The 22,867-nt window shown below is 60.8% G+C and carries 23 protein-coding genes; 4 read left to right on the forward strand and 19 right to left on the reverse strand.

What is annotated here, in order from left to right:
* Nucleotides 1-18 precede the first annotated feature (18 nt).
* The 8 genes from potI to B2J69_RS02365 form a co-directional block, all read right to left on the reverse strand.
* On the reverse strand, nucleotides 19-864 hold the full coding sequence (gene potI / locus B2J69_RS02330; protein WP_081135947.1) for a putrescine ABC transporter permease PotI: 846 nt from the start codon (nucleotides 862-864) through the stop codon (nucleotides 19-21).
* Nucleotides 861-1,826, reverse strand: coding sequence for a putrescine ABC transporter permease PotH (gene potH / locus B2J69_RS02335; RefSeq protein ID WP_081135949.1), 966 nt, complete (start codon nucleotides 1,824-1,826; stop codon nucleotides 861-863). Before potH ends, potI begins: the two co-directional genes overlap by 4 nt.
* A 9-nt stretch (nucleotides 1,827-1,835) precedes the next feature.
* Complete coding sequence (potG, locus tag B2J69_RS02340) at nucleotides 1,836-2,969, reverse strand: putrescine ABC transporter ATP-binding subunit PotG (RefSeq protein ID WP_094078471.1); 1,134 nt, start codon at nucleotides 2,967-2,969, stop codon at nucleotides 1,836-1,838.
* 117 nt (nucleotides 2,970-3,086) lie between these two features.
* Nucleotides 3,087-4,193 carry a spermidine/putrescine ABC transporter substrate-binding protein PotF gene (gene potF, locus B2J69_RS02345; protein ID WP_081135953.1) on the reverse strand — a complete coding sequence of 369 codons (1,107 nt, stop codon included), beginning with the start codon at nucleotides 4,191-4,193 and terminating at the stop codon, nucleotides 3,087-3,089.
* A gap of 380 nt (nucleotides 4,194-4,573) precedes the next feature.
* Complete coding sequence (locus B2J69_RS02350) at nucleotides 4,574-5,053, reverse strand: YbjN domain-containing protein (RefSeq protein WP_033789230.1); 480 nt, start codon at nucleotides 5,051-5,053, stop codon at nucleotides 4,574-4,576.
* A gap of 87 nt (nucleotides 5,054-5,140) precedes the next feature.
* Nucleotides 5,141-6,043: a 30S ribosomal protein S6--L-glutamate ligase gene (gene rimK / locus B2J69_RS02355; RefSeq protein ID WP_081136361.1), complete on the reverse strand. Its 903-nt coding sequence runs from the start codon at nucleotides 6,041-6,043 to the stop codon at nucleotides 5,141-5,143.
* 18 nt (nucleotides 6,044-6,061) lie between these two features.
* Complete coding sequence (nfsA, locus tag B2J69_RS02360) at nucleotides 6,062-6,784, reverse strand: oxygen-insensitive NADPH nitroreductase (RefSeq protein ID WP_081135955.1); 723 nt, start codon at nucleotides 6,782-6,784, stop codon at nucleotides 6,062-6,064.
* On the reverse strand, nucleotides 6,784-7,053 hold the full coding sequence (locus B2J69_RS02365) for a DUF1418 family protein (protein WP_081135957.1): 270 nt from the start codon (nucleotides 7,051-7,053) through the stop codon (nucleotides 6,784-6,786). Before B2J69_RS02365 ends, nfsA begins: the two co-directional genes overlap by 1 nt.
* Before the next feature lie 195 nt (nucleotides 7,054-7,248).
* On the opposite strand from B2J69_RS02365, the gene B2J69_RS02370 reads away from it, so the two are divergent.
* A complete protein-coding gene (locus B2J69_RS02370) occupies nucleotides 7,249-7,506 on the forward strand; it encodes a GrxA family glutaredoxin (protein WP_081135959.1) in 258 nt (85 codons plus the stop codon).
* A gap of 51 nt (nucleotides 7,507-7,557) precedes the next feature.
* Here B2J69_RS02370 and ybjM read toward each other — a convergent pair whose 3' ends face one another.
* Nucleotides 7,558-7,914, reverse strand: coding sequence for an inner membrane protein YbjM (ybjM, locus tag B2J69_RS02375; protein ID WP_081135961.1), 357 nt, complete (start codon nucleotides 7,912-7,914; stop codon nucleotides 7,558-7,560).
* A 247-nt stretch (nucleotides 7,915-8,161) separates the two neighbouring features.
* On the opposite strand from ybjM, the gene B2J69_RS02380 reads away from it, so the two are divergent.
* On the forward strand, nucleotides 8,162-9,850 hold the full coding sequence (locus tag B2J69_RS02380) for an aspartate:alanine antiporter (RefSeq protein WP_081135963.1): 1,689 nt from the start codon (nucleotides 8,162-8,164) through the stop codon (nucleotides 9,848-9,850).
* A gap of 319 nt (nucleotides 9,851-10,169) precedes the next feature.
* Nucleotides 10,170-10,775, forward strand: a complete 606-nt coding sequence (gene ybjG / locus B2J69_RS02385; protein WP_081135965.1) for an undecaprenyl-diphosphate phosphatase — start codon at nucleotides 10,170-10,172, stop codon at nucleotides 10,773-10,775.
* An 89-nt stretch (nucleotides 10,776-10,864) separates the two neighbouring features.
* Here the strand turns inward: ybjG and B2J69_RS02390 are convergent, their stop codons facing one another.
* The gene (locus tag B2J69_RS02390; protein WP_081135967.1) at nucleotides 10,865-12,064 is read right to left on the reverse strand and encodes a serine hydrolase; all 1,200 of its coding nucleotides are present in this window, start codon (nucleotides 12,062-12,064) and stop codon (nucleotides 10,865-10,867) included.
* A 267-nt stretch (nucleotides 12,065-12,331) separates the two neighbouring features.
* On the opposite strand from B2J69_RS02390, the gene B2J69_RS02395 reads away from it, so the two are divergent.
* Nucleotides 12,332-12,988, forward strand: a complete 657-nt coding sequence (locus B2J69_RS02395; protein ID WP_081135969.1) for an HAD family hydrolase — start codon at nucleotides 12,332-12,334, stop codon at nucleotides 12,986-12,988.
* Here the strand turns inward: B2J69_RS02395 and B2J69_RS02400 are convergent, their stop codons facing one another.
* The 9 genes from B2J69_RS02400 to B2J69_RS02440 all read right to left on the reverse strand — a co-directional run bounded on the left by B2J69_RS02400 (nucleotide 12,989) and on the right by B2J69_RS02440 (nucleotide 22,692).
* Nucleotides 12,989-14,122 (reverse strand): PQQ-dependent sugar dehydrogenase, encoded by a 1,134-nt coding sequence (locus B2J69_RS02400; protein ID WP_081135971.1) that lies wholly within the window; start codon nucleotides 14,120-14,122, stop codon nucleotides 12,989-12,991.
* A 108-nt stretch (nucleotides 14,123-14,230) separates the two neighbouring features.
* Nucleotides 14,231-14,887, reverse strand: coding sequence for a DUF3313 domain-containing protein (locus B2J69_RS02405; RefSeq protein ID WP_081135973.1), 657 nt, complete (start codon nucleotides 14,885-14,887; stop codon nucleotides 14,231-14,233).
* 109 nt (nucleotides 14,888-14,996) lie between these two features.
* Nucleotides 14,997-15,632 carry a carbonic anhydrase gene (locus B2J69_RS02410; protein ID WP_081136363.1) on the reverse strand — a complete coding sequence of 212 codons (636 nt, stop codon included), beginning with the start codon at nucleotides 15,630-15,632 and terminating at the stop codon, nucleotides 14,997-14,999.
* Between the two features lie 337 nt (nucleotides 15,633-15,969).
* The gene (locus tag B2J69_RS02415) at nucleotides 15,970-16,419 is read right to left on the reverse strand and encodes a DUF4385 domain-containing protein (RefSeq protein ID WP_081135975.1); all 450 of its coding nucleotides are present in this window, start codon (nucleotides 16,417-16,419) and stop codon (nucleotides 15,970-15,972) included.
* The gene (gsiD, locus tag B2J69_RS02420; protein ID WP_081135977.1) at nucleotides 16,416-17,321 is read right to left on the reverse strand and encodes a glutathione ABC transporter permease GsiD; all 906 of its coding nucleotides are present in this window, start codon (nucleotides 17,319-17,321) and stop codon (nucleotides 16,416-16,418) included. Before gsiD ends, B2J69_RS02415 begins: the two co-directional genes overlap by 4 nt.
* 9 nt (nucleotides 17,322-17,330) lie before the next feature.
* Nucleotides 17,331-18,251, reverse strand: a complete 921-nt coding sequence (gsiC, locus tag B2J69_RS02425; protein WP_081135979.1) for a glutathione ABC transporter permease GsiC — start codon at nucleotides 18,249-18,251, stop codon at nucleotides 17,331-17,333.
* Between the two features lie 49 nt (nucleotides 18,252-18,300).
* Entirely contained in the window at nucleotides 18,301-19,836 is a 1,536-nt protein-coding gene (gene gsiB, locus B2J69_RS02430) for a glutathione ABC transporter substrate-binding protein GsiB (protein ID WP_081135981.1), read from the reverse strand.
* Between the two features lie 39 nt (nucleotides 19,837-19,875).
* Nucleotides 19,876-21,723, reverse strand: coding sequence for a glutathione ABC transporter ATP-binding protein GsiA (gene gsiA, locus B2J69_RS02435; protein WP_081135983.1), 1,848 nt, complete (start codon nucleotides 21,721-21,723; stop codon nucleotides 19,876-19,878).
* 9 nt (nucleotides 21,724-21,732) lie between these two features.
* Complete coding sequence (locus B2J69_RS02440; RefSeq protein WP_081135985.1) at nucleotides 21,733-22,692, reverse strand: isoaspartyl peptidase/L-asparaginase family protein; 960 nt, start codon at nucleotides 22,690-22,692, stop codon at nucleotides 21,733-21,735.
* Nucleotides 22,693-22,867 lie beyond the last annotated feature (175 nt).

The following is a 22,867-nucleotide window of genomic DNA, read 5'->3' on the forward strand; positions in this document are numbered from 1 at the left end:
TGGCAAAAGTTACGGATTTCAGCCACGTCTGGCTTTCTGAATATCGCGAATACGCTGTTTTTCTTCGTGCGCCATCCAGCGCCAGGCGATAAAGCCCACCAGCCCGACCACAAACAGGATCAGCGACGCCAGCGCGTTGATCTCCGGGTTCACGCCGCGCCGCACGGTGGCGAAGATCGCCATCGGCAAGGTGGTGGCGCCCGGCCCGGTGACGAAGCTGGCGATCACCAGATCGTCCAGCGACAGCGTAAAGGCGAGCAGCCAGCCGGTGACGATCGCCGGGGCGATCATCGGCACGGTGATCACGAAGAAGACCTTCAGCGGCGTCGCGCCCAGATCCATTGCCGCCTCTTCAATCGAGCGATCCAGCTCGCGCAGGCGCGAGTTGATCACCACCGCCACATAGGCGGTGCAGAAGGTAACGTGCGCCAGCCAGATGGTGAGCATGCCGCGATCGCTCGGCCAGCCGAAGGCGTTACCCATGGCGACGAACAGCAGCAGCAGCGACAGTCCGGTGATCACGTCGGGCATCACCAGCGGCGCGGTGAGCATAAAGGCGAAGCCGGTATGGCCGCGAAAGCGGCCAAAGCGCACCACCACCACCGCTGCCATGGTGCCGAGCACCACCGCCATGGTGGCGCTCAGCGCGGCGATGGTCAGGCTCAGCCCCACCGCGTCGAGCATGGCGCTGTCCTGAAACAGCACGCGATACCAGTGAAACGAGAAGCGCTCCCACACCGTCACCAGCTGCGAGCTGTTGAAGGAGTAGACCACCAGCAGCAGCATCGGCGCATAGAGAAACAGGAAGCCGCAGGCCAGAATGGCGGTGCGCCACGGCGAGCGGATCGCAGGCAGCTGGTTCATTCCTTCTCTCCCATTTCACGGTTTTGATGCTTGTGGAACCAGACGATCGGCAGGATCAAAATCAGCAGGATAATCACTGCCAGCGCCGAGGCGACCGGCCAGTCGCGGTTGTTGAAGAACTCCTGCCACAGAATGCGGCCAATCATAATGCTGTCCGGGCCGCCGAGCAGTTCCGGGATCACGTATTCGCCTACCGCCGGGATAAACACCAGCATCGAGCCGGCAATAATGCCCCCTTTGGTCAGCGGCACGATCACGCTGAAAAAGGTTTTCAGCGGCTTCGCGCCGAGATCGAGCGAGGCCTCCACCAGCGAATAGTCGATGCGCGTCAGCGCGGTGTAGATCGGCAGCACCATAAAGGGCAGATAGCAGTAAACGATGCCGATATAGACCGCCGTGTTGGTGTAGAGGATCACCAGCGGATGGTCGATGACGCCCAGCCACATCAGAAACCGGTTCAGGATGCCGTTGTTGTTCAGCAGCCCCATCCAGGCGTAGACGCGCACCAGAAACGAGGTCCACGACGGCAGGATCACCAGCAGCAGCAGAATGGTGCGCATCGAGGGTTTGCTGTGCGCCACCGCCCAGGCGAGCGGATAGCCCACCAGCAGGCAGATCAGGGTCGAGACCGCCGCCACCTTCAGCGACTGCAGATAGGCGTCCACGTAGAGCGGATCGTCGGTTAGCGTCAGGTAGTTGCCGAGATTGAGCACGATGTTGAGCTGATCGTCTGCCCAGCTAATCAGCTCGGTATAGGGCGGAATGGCGCGCGCGATGTCGGCAAAGCTGATCTTCAGCACAATCAAAAACGGCAGCAGGAAAAAGAGCACCAGCCAGACGTAGGGCAGCGCGATCGCCAGCTTGCGGCCGTGACGCATTTTCATGCGCGTCGCCCAGCGCTGCAGCGGCGTGCCGGCCAGGCGCGCGCGCACCGGCTTGCTGGAGTGAAAAAGTTGGCTCATTGCGTCTCCTTAAGCCGTCAGCACCACACAGCTGTCGACATCCCAGCAGAGGCGTACTTCGTCGCCCCAGGTCGGCAGCCCTTTGCGGAAGCGATGGGCGTTCTGCAGCTGGGCGCTGATCATCTGGCCGCTTTTCAGCCGCACGTGGAAGATGGAGAGATCGCCGAGATAGGCGATATGCACCACCTCGCCGACGGCGAAGTTGTAGCCGTCCGCCGGCACCTCGTCGCACAGCATCACTTTTTCCGGGCGCAGCGCGACGTGCACCGGCACGTTATCCAGCACCGAGACGTCGGAGTCGACCTTCAGCGGGTGCACCAGGCCGGGACTGTCGATCACCAGACCATCCTCCTGGCGTTCGCGCAGCATGCCGTTAAAGACGTTCACCGAGCCGATAAACTCCGCGCTGTAGACGGTGGTCGGGTGCTCGTAAATCTCTTCTGGCTCGCCGATCTGCACGAATTTGCCGCGGTTCATAATGGCGATGCGGCCCGCCATGGTCATCGCCTCTTCCTGGTCGTGGGTCACCATCACGCAGGTGGCGCCGACGCGCTCCAGGATATCCACGACTTCCAGCTGCATCCGGTCGCGCAGTTTTTTATCCAGCGCGCCCATCGGCTCGTCGAGCAGCAGCAGCTTGGGCCGCTTCGCCAGGCTGCGCGCCAGCGCCACGCGCTGACGCTGGCCGCCGGAGAGCTGATGCGGCTTGCGCTTCGCGAACTCCTGCATATGCACCAGCGCCAGCATTTCCTGCACCCGCGCGGCGATCTCGCCCTTCGGCAGTTTGTCCTGCTTCAGGCCGAAGGCGATGTTCTGCTCTACCGTCATATGCGGAAAAAGCGCATAGGACTGGAACATCATATTGACCGGACGCTGATAAGGCGGCACGTGCGAGAGGTCCTGGCCGTCCAGCACGATCTGGCCGCTGGTCGGCGGCTCGAAGCCCGCCAGCATGCGCAGCAGGGTCGATTTTCCGCAGCCGGAGGCGCCGAGCAGTGCGAAAATTTCGCCTTTATAGATGGTGAGGCTGACGTCGTCGACGGCGTGCTGGCCGTCGAACGATTTGGTCAGGTTGCGGATCTCCAGCAGCGGCGTTAACGCTTTTGCGGTTTTAGGTTGAGGACGAGGGATCGCGTCGTTCACTAACAGTTCACTCCGGTCTACGCGGAACGGCTGAGCCAGCCGCTAAAAAAAGGAAAACAGAGGCCAGCGCAGCGCCTCTGTTCCAGGTTGTTAACGTTCGGGTGCGCTAAACGCGGCTTATTTCCCGCTTTTCACGCGCGTCCACGCGCGGGTGCGCGCGCGATCCAGCTTCGGATCCTGCACCTTCAGCACAAACAGCTTCGACATCGCCTCCGGCGTCGGGAAGATACCCGGGTTGTTGCGGATGTCAGCGTTGATCAGCGGCAGCGACGCCTTGTTACCGTTAGCGTAGGACATCTTGTTGGAAACGTCGGCAATGACTTTCGGATCCATGATGTAGTTCAGCCATTGATAGGCGGCGTCGAGGTTTTTCGCATCTTTCGGGATCGCCATCATGTCGAAAAAGGCGAGCGCGCCCTCTTTCGGCACGCTATAGGCGAGATGGACGCCGTTTTTCGCCTGCTCGGCACGGTTTTTCGCCTGCAGAATATCGCCCGACCAGCCGATGGCAACGCAGGTGTTGCCGTTTGCCAGATCGTTGATGTACTGCGACGAGTGGAAGTAGCGAATGCTGGGGCGCAGCTTCAGCAGCAGATCGGTCGCCGCGCCGGAGTAGTCTTTGGCGTCGCTGCTGTTAGGATCTTTGCCGAGATAGTTAAGCACGGTGGCGAAAATCTCTTCCGGCGCGTCGAGGAAGGAGACGCCGCAGCTTTTCAGCTTCTCGAGGTTTTCCGGCTTCAGCACCAGATCCCAGCTGTTGACCGGCGCGTCGGTGCCCAGCGCGGCTTTCACCTTGTCGACGTTATAGCCGATGCCGGTGGTGCCCCACAGGTAAGGGATGGCGTATTTATTGTCGGGATCGTGCTGCGCCACCTTCTTCATCAGCTCAGGATCGAGGTTTTTGTAGTTCGGCAGCTTGCTCTTGTCCAGCTCCTGGAATACGCCGGACTGCAGCTGACGCGCCAGAAAGCTGGAGGATGGCACCACCACGTCGTAGCCGGTGCTGCCCGCCATCAGTTTGCCTTCCAGCACCTCGTTAGAGTCAAACACGTCGTAAACCACTTTAATGCCGGACGCTTTCTCAAAATTGGGAACGGTGTCCGCCGAGATATAATCTGACCAGTTATAAACGTGCAGCGTTTTATCTTCCGCCATTGAGCCTGCAGAGGCGACCATCAGTACGCCGGCGATCGCACCTGACAACCATTTTTTTTGAGTAGACATCTTTTTAGTTCCTCCTGAGCGGATCATCACCACCGGGTCAACGCGGATCCCTGCATGGCAAGCTGTGCGCGAATTCAAGGACACAATGAATCAATATTCACTGAGAGTTTAATAGTAAAAACTGATACCTGCGCTGCGGATCCACGTCTCATGCAGCCCCGCAAGAATAGCCCCCCGCCCCTGCCGCTGCCATACCCCAGCGTAAAAAACGCCTTTTAGCGACAGGTTATGCATGTTTGTGCTATGTGGTCTGGCAGGATTGGCATAAAGCACGAGAAATATCTGGCAGTAAAGGGCGAAATGCAGAATAAAAAATGGTGGCGCAAAAATAGAAACTGCCGCATAAAGCGGCAGTTAAAAAAGCAGGAAAATGGGGGTGCTTAGTGCAGCAGCGAATGGCTGAAGCTGACCGGCGCGCGCTCTTCTTCTTCGCCCATCATCAGCAGATTATTGGCGAACGCTTCCATGATCACCATCGAAACCTGCTCTTCGCTCTGCTTCATAAAGCTGGCGAACTGGCCAAAGGTCAGACCGGCGCTGGTGGCGAGGGACTGGCAGACAATCAGCTTCGGCAGATTGTCATCCTGAATGTCGACAAAGGCTTTCACCGTCAGCGAGCTGGCGTTGATCTGCGACAGATCGCCGACCAGCGGGATCAGCGCCGTCGGCTTCACCTCCGCCAGCGCGGAGAAGAGAATGACGTTGTCGACCAGATCGATTTTGGCGTCAAACACCCCATCGAAATTTTGCATGTGCGGCAGATGAAGTGCCTGACAGGCATCACATTCGAACCAGGTGATATTTTGCTGATCCAGCCAGCGACGCAACAGGTCGATATCCGGAACGACAAGAGAATCCATCGTAGTGTCCCAAGGGGTGAATAAACAGGCGACTAAGCTTACGGAAAAAAAGGGCGGGACGCTACGAAAACTGCTGAAAAGCGCGCGTCAGCCGCCGGTTTTAAGAGTGAAGCCGGGCAAAGCGTTGCGCTCAATCCAGCCGATCATCAGAGCGGCGATATCGAGGCCGGTGGTAGTTTCGATCCCCTCCAGCCCAGGGGAGGCGTTGACCTCCATCACCAGCGGCCCGCGTCGGGCGCGCAGGATATCAACGCCCGCAACCGCCAGCCCCAGCGTCGCCGCCGCTTTCACCGCCATATCGCGCTCCTGCGGGGTGATCTCCACCGCGCGCGCGGTGCCGCCGCGATGCAGGTTAGAGCGGAAATCGCCCTCTTTCGCCTTGCGCTCAATCGCCGCCACCACCTCATCGCCGATCACCAGACAGCGCAGGTCGCGTCCCTGCGCTTCCTGAATAAACTCCTGCACCAGAATATGGGCGTTGAGGCCGCGAAAGGCATCAATCACGCTCTCCGCCGCCTGGCGTGTCTCCGCCAGCACCACGCCGATGCCCTGCGTGCCTTCCACCAGCTTCACCACCAGCGGCGCGCCGCCCACCATAGCGATCAGATCCTGAGTGTCGTCCGGCGACGAGGCGAAGCCGGTTACCGGCATATCGATTCCCTGACGCGCCAGCAGCTGCAGCGAGCGCAGCTTATCGCGCGCACGGGCGATCGCCAGCGACTCGTTGAGCGGATAGCTGCCGCACATCTCGAACTGGCGCAGCACCGCGGTGCCGTAAAAGGTAATGGCCGGGCCGATGCGCGGGATCACCGCGTCGAAATGGCCCAGCGGTTCACCGCGATAGTGCACCGTCGGCGACGCTGGATTGATGTTCATGTAGCAGGAGAGCGGATCGATGACCTGAATCTCATGCCCGCGCCGCTCGCCCACTTCGCATAAACGGCGGCAGGAGTAGAGCGTCGGATCGCGCGACAATATAGCGATTTTCATCATCGATCCTCGTGCCGGTTAGCGCGTTGCCCAGCCCTGCTGATGCAGGTAGTCGAGCATAAAGGGGCGCGTCTCTTTGACGATCAGGCGCTGGATCAGCTCGCTCCAGGTTTCGCTGCGCTGATTGCTGTCGCGCTGTTCGTAGTAGATCGCCGTGCGGCTGTCGTAGTCGGCCAGCACCTGCGGATCGACCGGCTGATAGCGGTTTTCATGCACCAGCATCGCCTGCGGCAGACGCGGTTTAACGTCGGGCACCGCGTCGGGATAGCCGATGCAGAAGCCGAACAGCGGCAGCACGAATTTCGGCAGGCCGAGCAGCTCGGTAACCTGCGCGATATTGTTGCGGATGCCGCCGATAAAGACGCCGCCCAGGCCGAGCGATTCGGCGGCGACCATGGCGTTCTGCGCCATCAGCGCGGTGTCGACGCAGCCGAGCAGCAGCTGCTCGGCGCGGCCCAGCTGCGCGTCCGGGCAAATTTGCAGATGACGGTTGAAGTCGGCGCAGAACACCCAGAATTCCGCCGCGTCCGCGACCCACTGTTGGCCGCCGGTCAGCTGGACCAGCTGCTGACGCAGCGCGGGATCGGTAATGCGCACAATAGAAGAGCACTGTAGAAAGCTGGAGGTGGACGCCGATTGCGCCGCGGCGATAATCGCCTCACGCTGTTCCGCGCTAATCGCCTGGTCGGTAAAGGCACGAATGGAACGGTGGCTGCACAATAGATCGATAGTCGGTGTCATTAAGGTCTCCGGCGAGTCTTGTTGTTGTTAGTGGTGCGACCAAACAGCTGCGGCGCCATGGCTCGGGCGGTACGCCACATCATCAGCCAGGCGGCGGGCAGCATCAGCAGAATGCCCACCATCAGCAGCGCGGTCGCCAGCGTCTTGCTGTCAAGGTGCGCGGGCAGCGGTAGCCAGCGGTTAGCCAGCAGCAGCGCGCAGAGCGCCATCAGGCCGCCGAGCGCCTCCATCAGCAGCAGAGCTTTGGGTAAACGTGCCAGTGGGGTCATGGCGTTCTCCTGGGTCGCACCGGGTTCAGGCCGCTAATTATGGTCAAGCTTCACAAACTTGCATAGGCGGCGCGCATCAGACTAACAGGCATTTCCCGCTTTCTTTAAGCGGTTCGAGCGGGCATGATATTGACTATCCGTTCTGAACTTATGTGACATGGGTCACATTGTAGAACCTGAATTAAGGAGCGTTTCATGGTTACTGTGATTTTTGGTCGTCCAGGCTGCCCCTACTGCGTGCGTGCGAAAGAGCTGGCCGACAAGCTCAGCGCCGAGCGCGACGACTTTAGCTATCAGTATGTGGATATCCAGGCAGAAGGCATCACCAAAGCGGATCTGGAAAAGAGCGCGGGCAAACCGGTAAGCACCGTGCCGCAGATTTTTGTGGATGAGCAGCATATCGGCGGTTACACCGATTTCGCCGCCTGGAGCAAAGAGAATCTAGGCGCGTAAGGCGTCAATGCACAGCTAACGGGCCGCTTCGGCCCGTTTTTCATTCTGGCGTCAGCGCCAGACGATACGCGCCAGACGCACCAGCAGCGCGCCGCTGCCCGCCCAGAAGAGTGCGCTCAGGCTCCAGGTAGAGAGCATCAGCCAGCTGGTGTGCGCCAGCAGCGCGTTGTTAAGCAGCAGCACGCCGAGCAGCGTGCCCCATAGCGCCATCAGCAGCGTGCTTTTTAGCGGGCTTTGCGCATGCAGCAGCGCCATCACCACGCCAGGCAGTAAAAACAGCAGCAGTTCAGGCTGGCCGCGCAGCGGCGTATTGCCGACCAGCCAGAAACGATGAGCATAAATAAACACCAGACTATAGAGCGCAACGCCGAGCATTGCCCCCGTCCAGCGCAGCGAACGCTGTGGCATATCACCCCACTTGTTGAAAATTATCACAATGACAATAACCTGCCGCGATCTGGTGGAAATAAAATGAAACAGGCCAGGGGCTGAATGACGTTTTCAGCGCATGGCTGAGGGTGATTTTTATGATTAGAATGTCTGCCGTTTCAGAGTGGCCTGTTTGGGTAAATAGCAGGCTCACCGCGCGGCCTGCACAAGATAGCGAAAAACAGGCCTGTCATCAACAGCTTACACGTAAACAAGAAGTTAAACAGTGAACATAAACGTCGCAGATTTGTTAAGCGGAAATGACGTTCTGTTATTATTTGTCGTTTTAGCGCTCGGACTCTGTCTGGGTAAATTACGCCTGGGTTCGGTGCAGTTAGGAAATTCCATCGGCGTATTAGTGGTTTCTTTATTACTCGGGCAGCAGCACTTCGCGATTAATACCGCCGCGCTGAGCCTGGGCTTTATGCTGTTTATTTTTTGCGTCGGCGTAGAGGCGGGCCCCAACTTTTTCTCGATTTTCTTCCGCGACGGAAAAAACTATTTTCTGCTGGCGATGGTGATGGTGGTCAGCGCGCTGCTGCTGGCGCTCGGCTTTGGCAAGCTGTTCGGCTGGGATATCGGCCTGACGGCGGGCATGCTGGCGGGGTCGATGACCTCCACGCCGGTGCTGGTGGGCGCCGGCGACACGCTGCGGCAAAGTATAAACGACCGCGCTCAGCTGGCGCTGATGCAGGATCATCTCTCTCTCGGCTATGCCCTCACCTATCTGGTGGGCCTGGTGAGTTTAATTTTTGGCGCGCGCTACCTGCCGCGCCTGCAGCATCAGGATTTGCCGACCTGCGCGCAGCAGATCGCGCGCGAGCGCGGGCTCGACGCCGACAGCCAGCGCAAGGTTTTTCTGCCGGTGATCCGCGCCTATCGCGTCGGCCCGGAGCTGGTGGCATGGAGCGGCGGCAAGAACCTGCGCGAGCTGGGCATCTACCGCCAGACCGGCTGCTATATCGAGCGCATTCGCCGCAACGGCATACTGGCCAGCCCGGACGGCGACGCGGTGTTGCAGCTTGGCGACGATATTTCGCTGGTGGGCTACCCCGACGCCCACGCGCGCCTCGACGCCAGCTTCCGCAACGGCAAAGAGGTTTTTGACCGCGATCTGCTCGATATGCGCATCGTCACGGAAGAGATTGTGGTGAAAAACCACAACGCGGTGAACAAGCGCCTTAGCAAACTCAACCTGACCGATCACGGCTGCTTCCTGAACCGGGTGATCCGCAGCCAGATTGAGATGCCGATCGACGACAGCATTATGCTGCACAAGGGCGATATCCTGCAGGTCAGCGGCGAGGCGAAGCGCGTGAAAAACGTGGCGGACCGCATCGGCTTTATCGCCATTCACAGTCAGGTAACCGATCTGCTGGCGTTCTGCGCCTTCTTTATCGTCGGGCTGATGATCGGGCTGATTACCTTTCAGTTCAGCAACTTCAGCTTCGGCATCGGCAACGCCGCCGGGCTGCTGTTCGCCGGCATTATGCTCGGCTTCCTGCGCGCCAACCATCCGACCTTCGGCTATATCCCGCAGGGGGCACTGACCATGGTGAAGGAGTTTGGGCTGATGGTATTTATGGCGGGCGTCGGCCTGAGCGCCGGCAGCGGCATCAATCACGGGCTCGGCAGCGAAGGCGCGCTGATGCTGCTGTGCGGCCTGCTGGTGAGTTTGCTGCCGGTGGTGATCTGCTATCTGTTCGGCGCCTACGTGCTGCGTATGAACCGCGCGCTGCTGTTTGGCGCCATTATGGGCGCCCGCACCTGCGCGCCGGCAATGGAGATTATCTGCGATACGGCGCGCAGCAATATTCCGGCGCTCGGCTACGCAGGCACCTACGCCATCGCCAACGTGCTGCTGACGCTGGCCGGCACGCTGATTGTGATTATCTGGCCGATTTTGCCCTTATAAAATTTTTTTGACTCAGTCCAGAACTTTTTTGTTAAGACCGAGTCTGAATATGTGCCACTGCTTTTCTTTGAAATCCCCAAATTGTGGAGCCCGCCAGTTTTTTACTGACGGGTTTTTTTATGCCTGCGATTTACTGCGTCGCAGCGGGCAAAGGCTGCGCGCAGCGTCACTGAACTTAAACCGTTCTGCAACCTGCGTGTCATTTAAGAACCGACGCTATATACCCCGGCGGGCCGTGCCGCCAGGATAGGCTTTTTATTGCCATTTTGTGCGCAACGGTAGACGGGCGCAGGTTTATGACGAGGAGACTGACACCACGATGGAAGCGCTTAACCACTCTCTGTTTTTACTGATCAACGCCACCCCGGATTCCCCCGCCTGGCTGCTGGCGCTGGCGACCTTTATCGCCAAAGACCTGATCGCTATTGTGCCGCTGCTGATTGTCGCGCTCTGGCTGTGGGGTCCGCGCGATCGCGTCCACTCGCAGCGCGTGCTGGTGCTGAAAACCGGCATGGCGCTGATTTACGCGCTGAGCATCTCATGGTGCGTCGGCCAGCTGTTTCCGCATCCGCGCCCGTTCGCCATCGGGCTGGGCTATCAGTTTCTGCATCATGCGCCTGACGACTCCTACCCGAGCGATCACGGCACCACCATTTTTACCTTTGCGCTGGCGTTTATTTTCTGGCATCGCCTCTGGTCGGGCGTGATCCTGATGGCGCTCGGCACGGCCATCGCCTGGTCGCGTGTTTACCTTGGCGTGCACTGGCCGATGGATATGCTGGGCGGGTTTCTGGTGGGGCTGCTCGGCTGTCTGGCGTCGCATCTCGCCTGGCAGGGCTACGGCGCGCGCATGCTGGCGACCTGTAGCGCGCTTTACCGCGCGCTGTTCGCCCTGCCGATACGCAAGGGCTGGATCCAGGATTAAGCAAGCGGGCCGAGCGCGCAGGGAGGCCGTGAGCGACTTTGCGATCGGCCCACGCCATCCGCGTCTGCTCAACACTACCAGAGTGTACTTTAACTAAACCACTTGCCGAACAGCGAGTGAAACTGCATCAGCACGAAATCGACGATGCGGCTGAAGAAATTGCCTTCTGGCACCTCCTCCATCACCACCAGCGGACGCTGTTCGATGGTTTTGCCATCCAGCTGGAAGTCGATGGTGCCCACCACCTGATTTTTCTTTAACGGCGCTTCAAGCTGCGACGTGGTCAGGTTATAGCTCGCCTTCAGGTTCTTCATCTGCCCTTTCGGCAGCGTCAGCGCGGCGTCTTTCTCGACACCCAGATTGACCTCTTTGCGATCGCCGAACCAGACGCGCTGCTGGGCGAACGGCTTGTCCGCCTTAATCGGCGTCACGGTTTCGAAAAAGCGGAATCCCCAGGTCAGCAGCTTCTCGCTTTCGCGGAAACGCGCGGCGTCGGTGGCGGTGCCGAGCACCACGGAGATCAAGCGCATATCGTTCTCGGTGGCGGAGGCCACGAGATTGTTGCCGGCGCCCGAGGTGTGGCCGGTCTTGATGCCGTCGACCTGCAGATTGGTGCTCCACAGCAGCCGGTTGCGGTTCATCTGGCGAATATGGTTGAAGGTAAACTCTTTCTCTTTATTCAGCGCATACTCTTCCGGCACGTCGCGGATTAGCGCCTGGCCAATCAGCGCCATATCGCGCGCCGTGCTGTACTGCCCTTCTGCATCCAGCCCGTGCACCGTCATAAAGTGGGTGTTTTTCAGCCCGAACGCCTTCACGTAGTTGTTCATCAGGCCGATAAAGGCGTCCTGGCTGCCGGCGACATAGTCGGCCAGCGCGATGCAGGCGTCGTTGCCGGACTGGATAACAATGCCTTTATTCAGCTCCGACACCGGAATGCGGTCGCCAGGCTTAAGGAACATCAGCGACGAACCCTTGAGCTTAGGATTGCCGGTGGCCCATGCGTCCTGACCGATTGTCACCATATCGTCGCGCTTAATCTTGCCCGATTTCAGCGCCTGCCCGACCACATAGCTGGTCATCATTTTGGTCAGGCTGGCGGGATCGAGCCGATCGTCCGCGTTGCCTTCCGCCAGCACCTTACCGCTGGCGTAATCCATCAGAATCCAGGCTTTGGCCTCAACCTGAGGCGGCGCGGGGGCATCAACGGCAAGCGCGGCGGGCGCGACAAACAGCAGTAACGAGGCGGCGGCGAACCGCAGGCGGCGTGGAGAGCGAATAGTTGTCATATGCGAGGAAATTCCATGTTAAATCGCGGTTTTAAGGCAAAAAACGACAGAGTAAAACGCTACCCTCTGCAGCGCATGAAAAAAACCGCCCAACCGTAAAGTTTTATAGAGTTTAGTAGAGTAACCCTGGCACCAGCCGGACGCGCTGACCAGTGTCGCGCCGCGCGCGCGTGGAGAAAAGCCGGTTAAATTCCGATTTTTCGCAGAAGAGTTAAGACCGTCACAAAATTCTGCCAGGCTGATGGGAGTCAACTGAGGAGATGCACCATGGACTTAGCCGTATTTGACCTCGACGAAACCGTCATCTGCGCCGACAGTACTGGCCTGTGGCTGCGTTGGCTGGTGTCGCAGGGCTTCGCGCGGGAAACGCTGCTGGCGGAAGAGCAGGCGCTGATGGCGCAGTACTACGCCGGCACCCTGGCGATGGAAGAGTATATGGCGCTGACGCTCTCGCCGCTGGCCGGGCTGGCGGCGCCGACCGTGGCGGGCTGGGTGCGCCGCTGGATCCAGCGCGACATCCTGCCGCGCGTCTATCCAGAGGCGCGTGACCGCATTGGATGGCATCAGCTGCGCGGCGACAAAGTGGTGATTTGCTCCGCCAGCGGCGAGCATCTGGTGGCGCCGATTGCCGAACGCCTGGGGGCGCACGGCGCGCTGGCGATTGGCGTCGAAGTGGTGGACGATCGCTACAGCGGCCAGACCTACGGCACCCTGACCTACAAAGAGGGCAAGGTGACGCGGCTGACCGACTGGCGCGCGCTGCAGCAGGAGAGTCAGTTTGATCGCACCTGGGCCTACAGCGACTCCATGAACGACCTGCCACTGCTGGCGCAGGCCGATCATGCGCTGGTGATCAACCCCGACGCGCGGCTGCATCAGGAAGCGCTCGCGCGCGGCTGGGAGGTCTGCCGCTGGGCGCGCTGATTAGCCGCGTGCGGCGCTGGCCTCCTGCGCCAGCCCGACCTTCAGCAGCTTGCCGTTGTCCTCGTCGGTGAGCACATAGAGATAGCCGTCCGGCCCCTGACGCACGTCGCGGATGCGCTCGTGGCGATCGCCCAGCAGGCGCTGCGTCTCGACCACCTTATCGCCGTTGACGCTGAGGCGGATCAGGCTTTTCTCTTTCAGCGCGCCGATAAACAGCGAATTTTTCCACTGCGGAAAACGGGCGCTGTTGTAAAACGCCATGCCGCTAACCGCCGGCGAGACTTTCCAGTAAAACGCCGGCTGCTCCGTTCCCGCCACGTGCGTGCCCTTTGACTCCGGCACTTTACTGCCGCTGTAGTCAATGCCCCAGGTCGCCAGCGGCCAGCCGTAATTTTTGCCCTTTTGCGGAATATTCACCTCATCGCCGCCGCGCGGGCCATGCTCGCTCTCCCACATCTGCTGCGTCCAGGGATTAAAGGCCAGCCCCTGCGGATTGCGCAGGCCGTAAGCCCAAATCTCAGGACGCGCACCGCTGCGGCTGACGAATGGATTATCTTTTGGCACGCTGCCGTCCTGATTCAGACGCAGGATTTTGCCGGTGAGCTTGTCGAGATCCTGCGCGCTGCTGCTGTGGAAGTTGTCGCCGAAGACGATATAGAGATAGCCGTCGCCATCGAAGGCGAGGCGCGTGCCGAGGTTGTTGCCCGCCGACAGCTGCGGCGTCTGGCGCACCACCGTTTTAAAGTCGGTCAGGCGGCGATTATCCGCGCTGAGCTGACCGTAGCCCACCACTGCGCCCAGCTCGCCGCGGCTGTTGGCCTCGGTATAGCTCAGCCAGACGCGGCGGCTCTGCGCAAAATCCGGCGCCAGCACCACGTCGAGCAGCCCTGCCTGGCGACGCGCCACCACCTGCGGCACGCCCTCAATCGGCTGCGACAGGCCGCTCTGCGGCTGCCAGCTGCGCAGCTGGCCGCTGCGCTCGGTGATCAGCAGCGTCTGATTGTCCGGCAGAAACGCCACCGACCAGGGATGATCGAGTTTGTCCTGTAAAACCTGAACCTGCACCTCCGCCGCCAGCGCGGGAAGCGTCGCGAGCGCGCCGCCGAGTAGCAGCGCAGCAGTGAATCGGGCCATAGAGTGCTCCAGTCGCCAGGGGATAAGCTTAAGGGTAGCCAGCGCGACGGGATAATGTTCAGGCTTTACAAAAGATTAAGTATGGCATCCCTGCCAGTGCCCGCTGACTCAGGGCGCGCTAAAGTGCATAGCGTCGCTGACGGTTTCGTCAATGGCGCTTTTCACGTCGCCGTAGGTGATGGGCGCGCTGCTGTTGTTCAGCGGCTTGCCGAACGCTTTGCGCACCACCTTGATCAGCGGTTTGCCGGTCTGGGCGTCGCGCGCTTCGATCTCCAGGAACAGCGCGCTGTTCTGCGTGCGGTGCCCGGTCGCCGCCATGGTGCTGGCGATCACCGCCGCGACCGGCACCACCTCATAGAACTGCACGCCCTCGTTTTCCGCCGTGACGCCGGTGATGGCGCTGCGCACGATCAGCGTGCGCGGGCCGGGCTGCGTCACCAGCTTTTTACGCTCGCCAATCGCCGCTTTCAGCCGCGTGTCGGTGTAGCTGCGGATCTGATCCAGGGTTTGCTGGCTGACGCGCGCCGTAGGCTTCGCCGCCGGATAGTACACCACCGGCGTATAGACCACCGAGCTGTAGTCGCTGCTGCGGTAGTCGGGCGAAATCCAGCGCAGCGTCGGTCGGTCGCTGGCGGAAGAAGCGGGTTTAAGCTGACTGTAATCCTGGATAAAACCGGAATAGTGCTGTTTATCGGTAACGTGCGAGGTACATCCCGCCAGCAGCGCGGCGCCTGCTAACAGGGTCAACAAGGAAATTTTGCGCATAGTCAGTTCTCAAGTGGAAACAGGACGTTAATAGCTTAGATAATCTAATGAGAACGCGCCGGAAGAAAAGGAAAGAAAACGCCCGCTGTGGACACAGCGGGCGAGAGGATTACTCGAAGCAGGTTTCCGGGTTATCGGAGAGAGAGATAAAGCTTTTGCCGCCTTCGGTCAGGGCGATGATTTTGCCTGACTCAATGTCGTAGACCCAGCCGTGCAGGCGCACTTTGCCTTTACGCAGCGCCAGCGCCACGGACGGATGCGTCTTGATATTGTTCAGCTGCGCGATAACGTTCTCTTTCACCATCTCGTTTAGCTTGGCTTCCGGCGTTTCGAACTCGCGCTCTTCCACCACGGTTTTCGCCGCGTCGGCGTAGCGCAGCCAGTGCTCAACCGCCGGCATGGTGTCCATGCACTGGCAAGAGGCGATAGCGTTCATCGCGCCGCAGTTGGAGTGGCCGCAGATGATGATTTCGCTGACGCCCAGCACCATCAGCGCATATTCGATGGTGGCGGAGACGCCGCCCGGCTCAGGACCGAACGGCGGCACGATATTGCCCGCGTTGCGGATCACGAACAGCTGGCCCGGCTCCTGCTGCGTCACCAGCTCCGGCACCAGACGGCTGTCGGAACAGGAGATAAACAGCGCTTTAGGATTTTGGTTCGACGCCAGGCTTTTGAAAAGATCCTTCCTTTCAGGAAACACATTCTGTTGAAAACTCAGAAATCCGTTAACGATCTCTTTCATCATTGCGCTCTCACATTATCCACTTCGTCGACTGCGGCGACAGGTGTCCGCAGCTGCCTTGTTATCTGCTTATTATTGAATTCACAGTAAATTTGAATGTCGGATTTAAGCACCAGGCCGCGCCAAACTCAACCCTGTTGTGCGCACCAGCCGGTTCCATCTGAGAGCGTTTTTTTGATTTTTTACTGAGATAACGCGAGGTTAGCCAGCAAACGCCCGGCGACGGTGTTTGCACTTATTTACGTAATGGACCAAAGAAAAGGCGGTTTGCCCGCACAGGGAAGCGCCCTTTATCTGGTTGAAAAACCCCACGATTTATCGGTCAATCGTGCGACATTTAGCCATACAGCTTCTGGTGCGCCTGTTTGCGCGCCAGATAGTCCTCATCTTCGCGCAGGCGATCCCAGTAGGCTTTGAACACGGCCGCCGCCGCGGCCTTCTCTTCGTCGACGCCGCGCGGCAGCTCATTGCCGTCGGCGTCATATTTGCGTCCGCCCTTGTGGTTGCTGTAGCGACGCGCGCGGGTGTAGCCCATCTGAATGAATTTACGCGCCATATCCATACCAACGAAATCATCCTGCGCGCGATAGGCCTCAAACAGCTCCATGATCTTCGCCGCCGAGGCCTGCGCTATCGGCACGGTGCGAAAGCGCCAGTGCGGCAGGATCTCGCTTTTATAGGGCTCCACCATCAGCACGCCCTGCTCGCCGCGCCCAACCTGATAGCGCTCCGGCTGCTTGCGGAAGTCGATGGTTTTAAAGTCTTGCTCGTAGTCGAATTTTTTCATGACCTGAGTTTAGGATCGAGTGCGTCGCGAAGCCCGTCGCCAAGCAAATTAAATGCTAAAACCGTGAGGAAAATCGCCAGGCTGGGGAAAATCGCCACGTGCGGCGCCAGCACCATATCGGCGCGCGCCTCGTTCAGCATCGCGCCCCACTCCGGCGTGGGCGGCTGCGCGCCCAGCCCGAGAAACGACAGGCTGGCGGCGGTAATGATTGAGGTGCCGATGCGCATGGTGAAGTAGACCACAATGGACGACACCGTGCCGGGCAGGATATGGCGCAGCAGGATAGTGGCGTCCGAGGCGCCGATGCTACGCGCCGACTCGATATAGGTCTGATGCTTCAGCACCAGCGTGTTGCCACGCACCAGGCGAGCAAACGCCGGAATGCTGAAGATTGCCACGGCGATGATCACATTGCTCATGCCGCTGCCCATAATCGCCACCACGGCGATCGCCAGCAGAATGCCGGGAAAGGCAAACAGCACGTCGCAGACGCGCATGGTAATGCGATCCCAGGCGCCTTCGTAGTAGCCCGCCAGCAGGCCGAACAGCGTGCCGATCGCCGCGCCGATGGCCACGGAAAAGAAGCCGGCGATCAGCGAGATGCGCGTGCCCACCAGCACGCGGCTAAAGATATCGCGCCCCAGCGAATCGACGCCGAACCAGTGCAGCGCCGAGGGGCCTTCGTTGAGCCGGTCGTAGTCGAAGTAGTTTTCTGCGTCGAAGGGGGCGATCAGCGGCGCGATAAAGGCCACCACGATCAGCAGCAGCACGAACAGTCCGGCCGTCACTGCCACCGGCTGACGGCGAAAACGTCGCCAGAACTCGCTCCAGGGCGTACGAACCCGATTTTCCGTGGTCAGCGGCAGGCTTTTCAGCGCCGCTTCACGTCGCCAGTTTTTCATTGCGACTCCTTACCTGTAGCGAATGGCGGGATTGATTGCCGCATAGAGCAGATCGACAATCAGGTTAATCAGGATGAACTCCAGCGAAAAGAGCAGCACTTCGGCCTGGATCACCGGGTAGTCGCGCATCTCCACCGAATCCACCAGCAGACGGCCCAGCCCCGGCCAGTTAAACACCACCTCGACGACGATGGAGCCGCCAAGCAGAAAGCCGAACTGCAGGCCCATCATGGTGACCACCGGGATCATGGCGTTGCGCAGGCCGTGTTTCACCACCACCAGCGATTCGCGCACCCCTTTGGCGCGCGCGGTGCGCATATAATCCTCCTGCATCACCTCAACGAAGGAGGCGCGGGTAAAGCGCGCCATTACCGCCGCCACCGCGGCGCCCAGCGTAATCGACGGCAGAATATAGTGTCGCCAGCTGTCGGCGCCGACGGTCGGCAGCCAGCCGAGTTCCACCGAGAACACCTGCATCAGCAGCATGCCGAGGGCGAAAGCGGGAAAGGAGATGCCTGACACCGCCAGCGTCATGCCAAGACGGTCCGGCCAGCGGTTGCGCCAGACGGCAGAGAGGATGCCAATCGCCATGCCGAACACCACCGCCCAGATCATACTGGCCAGCGTCAGCCACAGCGTGGGCATAAAGCGCGCGGCGATCTCGTCGGCCACCGGCCGCTTCGACACCAGCGACTGGCCGAAATCGCCCTGCAGCGCGTTGAGCATAAAGTGCCAGAACTGCTGCGGCAGCGGCTGATCCAGGCCCAGCTCCTGGCGCACCAGCGCGACCACCGTCGCGTCCGCGTCCTGACCGGCGATCAGGCGCGCCGGATCGCCCGGCAGCAGGTGAACGAACATGAACACCAGCACCGCCACAATCAGCAGCGTGGGGATCAGCCCCAGCAGCCGTTTAATAAAATAGTTAAGCATGCGAAATCCTGCGCAGCGGCGGCCAGCCCAGACGGGCTGGCCTGTCGGGTTACTTCAGATCGGCCTCGTCGAAATTGAAGCCGGTGTCCGGCTGGACGTAGAAGCCGCTCAGCGAGGTGGTGTTGGCGGAAACCAGCTGCTCCACCACCAGCGGGATCCACGGATGATCGTTCCAGATTTTATCCTGCGCGTCTTTGTAGAGGCTCGCTTTACGCTCGCGGTCCGTGGTTTTCAGCGCGTCGGCCAGATCTTTATCAACCTGCGGGTTGCTGTAGAACGCGGTGTTGAAAATGGCGGGCGGCCAGGAGGTGGTGGCGAACAGCGGCGTCAGCGCCCAGTCCGCTTCGCCGGTCGAGGCGGACCAGCCGGTGTAGAACATGCGCACGCCGCTCTCTTTCTGTGCTTTGCTCTCCACCTCGGCGGCGCGCTGACCAGCGTCCATCGCCGTCACCTTCACCTTCACGCCCACCTGCGCCAGCTGCTGCTGGGTAAACTGCAGCACTTTTTGCGCGGTGCTGTGGTTGTGCGACGACCAGAGCGTGGTTTCAAAGCCGTTGGGGTAACCCGCTTCCTTCAGCAGCTCGCGCGCTTTGGCCGGATTGTAGGGGATCGCCGGATATTTTTGCGCAAAGTCGATGGCGGGCGGCACGACGCCGGTCGCCGGCGTGGCGTAGCCGGCAAAGGCGACTTTGGTCAGCGCCTCGCGGTTGATGGCGTACTCTAGCGCCTCACGCACCTTCGGGTTGTCGAACGGCTTCTGGGTAACGTTCAGGCTGATATAGCGCTGCATAATCGACGGCGAGGTCACCACCTTCAGCTTCGCGTTCTTCTCCAGCAGTTTTGCCTGCTCGAACGGGATCGGGAAGGCGAAGTTCGCCTCGCCGGTCTGCAGCATCGCGGCGCGGGTGTTGTTGTCGACCACCGGACGCCAGGTGATGGAGTCGAGCTTCGGATAGCCCTTTTTCCAGTAGCAGTCCCACTTCTTCACCTTCACAAAGTCGGTCTGGTTCCAGGTCACCAGCTCATAGGGACCGGTGCCCACTGGATGGAAGCCGATCTCCTTGCCATATTTTTTCAGCGCGGTCGGGGAGATCATCACCGCGGCCGGGTGCGCCAGATTATTGATAAAAGCCGAGAAAGGCTGCTTCAGGGTGATCTTCACCGTGGTGGGATCGACCGCCTCGGTGGTGGCGATATATTTGAACAGGTTGTAGCGCTTCAGGTGATTGTCCGGATTGCTGGCGCGCTCCAGGTTGACCTTGACCGCTTCGGCGTTGAAATCCGTGCCGTCCTGAAATTTGATCCCTGGACGCAGCTTGATGGTGTAGGTCAGCCCGTCCGGGCTCGCCTGATAGCTTTCCGCCAGCACGTTGGTCAGCTTCATCTCTTCATCGAAGCCGAACAGCCCCTGATAGAAGGATTTCGCCACCGACTGCGACAGCGTGTCGTTGGCGTCGTAAGGATCGAGCGTGGTGAAGTTCGAGCCGACGGCGATCACCGCATCTTTCGCCGCCCAGGCGGGCAGCGCCGTGATGGCGCTGAGCACGCCTGCCGCCAGTAGCCCTTTACGCATTGTGTTGTGCATCTGGTTCTCCTGTAATCCCTGCTTAGTGTGAGTGTGATATCAGGTGCTGCTGATGGCATGGCGCGCGACGAAGTGGCCTGGCGCCACCTCAATCAGTGGCGCGACCTCCGGTTCGTCGCCCAGCGCGCGCACCGCGCTGGGGATTTCATCCACCAGCAGCGCGCGCTCGCGGCGGCGATGCGTCGGATCCGCCACCGGCACGGCGGCCATCAGCTTGCGGGTGTAGGGGTGCTGCGGCTGTTCGAACACCGCCTGGCGCGGCCCCATTTCAACGATCTGTCCCAGGTACATCACCGCCACGCGATGGCTGATGCGCTCCACCACGGCCATATCGTGCGAAATAAACAAAAAGGCGATGCCGAACTCGCGCTGCAGGTCGAGCATCAGATTGACGATCTGTGCCTGAATCGAGACGTCGAGCGCCGACACCGACTCGTCGGCGATCACCACTTTCGGGTTGAGCGCCAGCGCGCGGGCGATGCAGATACGCTGGCGCTGACCGCCGGAAAATTCGTGGGGATAGCGCTGCGCGTGCTCCGGCAGCAGCCCGACCTTTTCCAGCAGCCAGGCGACGCGCTGCTCCGCCTCGCGGCGCGGCATCACCTTGTGCACCAGCAGCGGCTCCATAATCGAGAAGCCCACCGTCAGGCGCGGATCGAGCGAGGCGTAAGGATCCTGAAAAATAAACTGAATGTCGCGCCGCAGATGCGCCAGCGCCGAACCGGCAAGCTGGTCGATGCGCTGGCCGTTAAAGGTGATGGTGCCGCCCTGGCTCGCCACCAGCCGCAGCAGCGAGCGGCCGGTGGTGGATTTGCCACAGCCCGATTCGCCCACCAGCGCCAGCGTCTCGCCGGCGTAGAGGTCGAAGCTCACCTTCTCCACCGCGTGCACGCGGCGTTTAACGCGGTTAAGCAGGCCGCCGCGGATATCGAAGCGCGTTACCAGATCGCGCACCTGTAAAATGGGTTCTCTGTCGCGCTGCACCGTGTCCTGTGGCGTTTCCGGCTCGGCCTGCGCGTCGGCGCCCAGCAGCGGGAAAGGCGCGGGCAGCGGCTGGCCGCTCATGGCGCCGAGCTTCGGCACCGCAGCCAGCAGCGCGCGGGTATAGGGCTGCTGCGGCGCGTCAAACAGCTGCTGCACCGGCGCGCTTTCCACCACGTCGCCGCGATACATCACCTGGACGCGGTCTGCCATTTCCGCCACCACGCCCATATCGTGGGTGATAAAAATCACCCCCATCTGCATCTCTTTTTGCAGCACGCGGATCAGCTGTAATATTTGCGCCTGAATGGTGACGTCGAGCGCCGTGGTCGGCTCGTCAGCGATCAGCAGCGCCGGCCGGCACGACAGCGCCATGGCGATCATCACGCGCTGGCGCATGCCGCCGGAGAGCTGATGGGGATAGCGCGACAGCACGCCCTGCGCTTCAGGGATGCGCACCAGATCGAGCATGCGGCGCGCTTCTGCCAGCGCCTGCTGGTGGCTTTTTCCCTGATGCAGGCGGATCGATTCGGCGATCTGCTCGCCCACGGTGAAAACCGGGTTAAGCGAGGTCATCGGCTCCTGGAAGATCATCGCCATATCGGCGCCGCGCACGCGCCGCATCACGCCCGGCGCGGCGCGCGAGACGTCCAGCAGATCGCCGCTGCGGCGACGCAGCAGGATATCGCCGCTGACCTCGCCGCCCGCCTGCTCGATCAGCCGCATCAGCGCCAGCGAGGTGACCGATTTGCCAGAGCCGGATTCGCCGACAATCGCCAGGGTTTCGCCGCGCTGCACCTCCAGCGAGAGGTTGCGCACCGCCTGCGTCACGCGCCCTTCATGGCTGAAGCGCACGTTGAGATTGCGTACTGCCAGCACCTGCTCCGGCGCCATTTGCTGCGTCATGCCTGCTCCTTAGCTTTCGCGGTAGATGCCGACCTCAATCTCTTCGCCCACGCGCGCCACGCCGCGATACATGCCTTCGCTGTTGAACGGCAGCGCCACGTTGCCAAAGCGGTCGACGGCGATTAAGCCGCCGCTGCCGCCCAGCTCGGGAATGGCGTCGTGGATGACGTTGACGCACGCCTGCTGCAGCGAGTGACCGCCGTAGCGCATCTGCGCGGCGATATCGTAGGCCGCCAGGGTGCGAATAAAGACTTCGCCGGTGCCGGTACAGGAGACCGCCACCGTGTCGTTGCTGGCGTAGCAGCCGGCGCCCGGCAGCGGCGAATCGCCGACGCGGCCCGCCTGCTTGTTGGTCATGCCGCCGGTGGACGTCGCGGCGGCGAGGTTGCCCTCGGCGTCGAGCGCCACCGCGCCGACGGTGCCGAATTTATGGTCGGGATCGAGCGGATCGTCCGGCTGCGCCGCGCCGTCGTGATCCAGCAGCGTCTCGTCGCTGGCCAGCGCGCGCTGCAGCTGCGCCCAGCGCTCCGGCGTCGAAAAGAAATCGGGCTCAACCTCTTCCAGTCCGTTGTCCCGCGCGAACTGTTCGGCGCCCGCGCCGATAAAGAGCACGTGCGGGCTCACCTCCAGCACTTTGCGCGCCGCCAGCACCGGATTGCGCAGGCGCGAGACGCCCGCCACCGCGCCCGCCTCCAGCGTGCGGCCATCCATCACGCAGGCGTCGAGTTCGTGCGTGCCCTGATGGGTAAAGACCGCGCCCCTGCCGGCGTTGAACAGCGGGCACTCCTCCAGCAGCCGCACCGCCTCGGTTACCGCGTCCAGCGCGCTGGCGCCCTGCGCCAGCATCGCCTGGCCGGCGGCGAGGATATCGCTCAGCGCCTGACGATACGCCTGCTCTTTTTCTGCGCTCATTGCCGAGCGCGTAATGGCGCCCGCCCCACCGTGAATGGCGATGACTGCTTTGACCATAACGCTTGCCCTGTCCTTTTACTGGAGTGAAAACACTGATTTAAAATGGTTTTCAGCCAATTTTAGTGATTTTTGACTATAGAAAGCCTGTTAAGGCTTGTAAAGCGGAATGTCGCCTGAGCGCCATAACCTTTTATTGTGGCTTATGCCGTGGCGCAGATGTGACTCCGCTGGC

This window comes from Pantoea latae, assembly GCF_002077695.1.
GTDB classification, from domain to species: domain Bacteria; phylum Pseudomonadota; class Gammaproteobacteria; order Enterobacterales; family Enterobacteriaceae; genus Pantoea; species Pantoea latae.

What these genes read in the sequence shown, in the direction of transcription:
- B2J69_RS02400 (WP_081135971.1), bottom strand. Translation starts at nt 14,122, where the DNA reads ATGGCCCGATTCACTGCTGCGCTGCTACTCGGCGGCGCGCTCGCGACG.
- rimK (WP_081136361.1), bottom strand. Translation starts at nt 6,043, where the DNA reads ATGAAAATCGCTATATTGTCGCGCGATCCGACGCTCTACTCCTGCCGC.
- B2J69_RS02350 (WP_033789230.1), bottom strand. Translation starts at nt 5,053, where the DNA reads ATGGATTCTCTTGTCGTTCCGGATATCGACCTGTTGCGTCGCTGGCTG.
- potI (WP_081135947.1), bottom strand. Translation starts at nt 864, where the DNA reads ATGAACCAGCTGCCTGCGATCCGCTCGCCGTGGCGCACCGCCATTCTG.
- potF (WP_081135953.1), bottom strand. Translation starts at nt 4,193, where the DNA reads ATGTCTACTCAAAAAAAATGGTTGTCAGGTGCGATCGCCGGCGTACTG.
- B2J69_RS02365 (WP_081135957.1), bottom strand. Translation starts at nt 7,053, where the DNA reads ATGACCCCACTGGCACGTTTACCCAAAGCTCTGCTGCTGATGGAGGCG.
- B2J69_RS02415 (WP_081135975.1), bottom strand. Translation starts at nt 16,419, where the DNA reads ATGAAAAAATTCGACTACGAGCAAGACTTTAAAACCATCGACTTCCGC.
- B2J69_RS02390 (WP_081135967.1), bottom strand. Translation starts at nt 12,064, where the DNA reads ATGACAACTATTCGCTCTCCACGCCGCCTGCGGTTCGCCGCCGCCTCG.
- gsiC (WP_081135979.1), bottom strand. Translation starts at nt 18,251, where the DNA reads ATGCTTAACTATTTTATTAAACGGCTGCTGGGGCTGATCCCCACGCTG.
- gsiA (WP_081135983.1), bottom strand. Translation starts at nt 21,723, where the DNA reads ATGACGCAGCAAATGGCGCCGGAGCAGGTGCTGGCAGTACGCAATCTC.
- B2J69_RS02395 (WP_081135969.1), top strand. Translation starts at nt 12,332, where the DNA reads ATGGACTTAGCCGTATTTGACCTCGACGAAACCGTCATCTGCGCCGAC.
- B2J69_RS02405 (WP_081135973.1), bottom strand. Translation starts at nt 14,887, where the DNA reads ATGCGCAAAATTTCCTTGTTGACCCTGTTAGCAGGCGCCGCGCTGCTG.
- B2J69_RS02440 (WP_081135985.1), bottom strand. Translation starts at nt 22,692, where the DNA reads ATGGTCAAAGCAGTCATCGCCATTCACGGTGGGGCGGGCGCCATTACG.
- nfsA (WP_081135955.1), bottom strand. Translation starts at nt 6,784, where the DNA reads ATGACACCGACTATCGATCTATTGTGCAGCCACCGTTCCATTCGTGCC.
- potH (WP_081135949.1), bottom strand. Translation starts at nt 1,826, where the DNA reads ATGAGCCAACTTTTTCACTCCAGCAAGCCGGTGCGCGCGCGCCTGGCC.
- gsiD (WP_081135977.1), bottom strand. Translation starts at nt 17,321, where the DNA reads ATGAAAAACTGGCGACGTGAAGCGGCGCTGAAAAGCCTGCCGCTGACC.
- B2J69_RS02370 (WP_081135959.1), top strand. Translation starts at nt 7,249, where the DNA reads ATGGTTACTGTGATTTTTGGTCGTCCAGGCTGCCCCTACTGCGTGCGT.
- B2J69_RS02410 (WP_081136363.1), bottom strand. Translation starts at nt 15,632, where the DNA reads ATGAAAGAGATCGTTAACGGATTTCTGAGTTTTCAACAGAATGTGTTT.
- ybjG (WP_081135965.1), top strand. Translation starts at nt 10,170, where the DNA reads ATGGAAGCGCTTAACCACTCTCTGTTTTTACTGATCAACGCCACCCCG.
- ybjM (WP_081135961.1), bottom strand. Translation starts at nt 7,914, where the DNA reads ATGCCACAGCGTTCGCTGCGCTGGACGGGGGCAATGCTCGGCGTTGCG.
- gsiB (WP_081135981.1), bottom strand. Translation starts at nt 19,836, where the DNA reads ATGCACAACACAATGCGTAAAGGGCTACTGGCGGCAGGCGTGCTCAGC.